A 1,710-nucleotide genomic window follows, 5' to 3' on the forward strand; every position below is an offset into this window, starting at 1 on the left:
TCAGATGGCCGGCTACGACGACCCGGTGCAGTTCTACGTGGACAAGCTCGCGGAGGGCATCTCCACGCTGGCCGCGGCGTTCTGGGACAAGCCGGTGATCGTGCGCATGTCGGACTTCAAGTCCAACGAGTACGCCAACCTCATCGCCGGCACGCAGTACGAGCCGGACGAGGAGAACCCGATGATCGGGTTCCGCGGCGCCTCGCGCTACATTTCGGACACCTTCCGGGCCTGCTTCGAGCTGGAGTGCCGCGCACTCAAGAAGGTGCGCGACGAGATGGGACTGACCAACGTCTGGATCATGATCCCGTTCGTGCGCACCGTCGACGAGGGCCAGCAGGTGGCGGACCTGCTCGCCGAGAACGGTCTCAGGAAGGGCGAGAACGGCCTCAAGCTCATCATGATGTGCGAGGTGCCCTCCAACGCCGTGCTCGCCGATGAGTTCCTCGAGATCTTCGACGGCTACTCCATCGGCTCCAACGATCTCACCCAGCTCACGCTGGGCCTGGACCGCGATTCCAGCCTCGTAGCCGAGCGCTTCGACGAGCGCGACCCGGCGGTCAAGGCGATGCTCCACATGGCCATCCAGGCCGCCCGGCGCAAGGGCAAGTACGTGGGCATCTGCGGCCAGGGCCCGTCGGACCATCCGGACCTCGCCCGCTGGCTGATGGACGAGGGCATCGAGAGTGTCTCCCTCAACCCGGACTCGGTGGTGGAGACGTGGCTGTTCCTGGCCGGCAAGGAAGCCCCGACAGGCTGACCCGCCCCTGGCGACAGACCGCGCCGGCCCTTCCGGGGCCGGCGCGCGCCTTATCTCCGTTCCACGGGCCGTATCGAGCCGAACCCACCCGCCGCACAGGCGTATCCGCGACACGCCCGGACTCGATGCCCTGATCGTGCGCATGATCGAGTAGCCTGCTTATAATCACACCCGCCGGCCGCCCCCGCGCGACCGGCATCCGATCGACCGGCATCCGGAGCCACCCATGGACGCTGCCACCACAACCGCCACCGCCCCGGAGCGGACGCACACCGTCCGCCTCACCGGAATGAGCTGGGCCCATTTCCTCAACGACGGCGCGGCCAACTACCTGCCCGGCGTGCTGCCGGCGATCCTGGTATCGCTGAATCTCTCCGTCGCCCTCGCCGGGACGATCATGGCCGCCCTGTTGATGGGCCAGGCGCTGCAGCCGCTGGTGGGGCTGCTCGCCGACCGCCTCGGCGGCCGGGTCATGATCGCGCTGGGACTCGCGGGCTCGTCGCTCGGCGGCGCACTGGTTGGGCTGACCACCAGCTTCTGGACCCTGGTCGCCGTACTGGTCCTGATCGGCATCTCCAACTCGTTCTTCCATCCCCAGGCGCTGGCCGGTGTGCGCCGCCTCGGCGGCGACCGGCCGGGCACCGCAATGTCGGTATTCCTGGTCGGCGGCGAGGTTGGCCGCGGCGTGTGGCCGGCGATCGCGAGCTGGGTCGTCGTGGAGTGGGGTCTGGGCTATCTGTGGGTGCTCGCGCTGCCCGCCCTGCTCACCCTGCCTTTCCTCTTCGGCCTGGCGCCGCACCTGCCTCCGCGCACACCGGACGCCACGCCGATCCAGTGGCGTCGTCACATCGGGCCACTGTCACGGCTGGTGGTGTTCTCGGCGCTGCGCTCGCTCGTGATCCTGTCCGTGGTGACCTACGTGCCGTTGATGTGGACCGGTGCAGGCGGCT

2 protein-coding genes are annotated in these 1,710 nt (G+C 68.5%); both read left to right on the forward strand.

Annotated elements, in window-relative coordinates:
* Window positions 1–760, forward strand: a 760-nt coding sequence (locus G7A99_RS25120; protein WP_305792305.1) for a putative PEP-binding protein, incomplete at its 5' end; no start/stop codon positions are given.
* Window positions 761–986: 226 nt separating this feature from the next.
* Window positions 987–1,710 (forward strand): MFS transporter (locus G7A99_RS02255; protein WP_163138756.1); only part of this gene is annotated, 724 nt, incomplete at its 3' end.

The organism is Arhodomonas sp. KWT, from assembly GCF_010993615.1.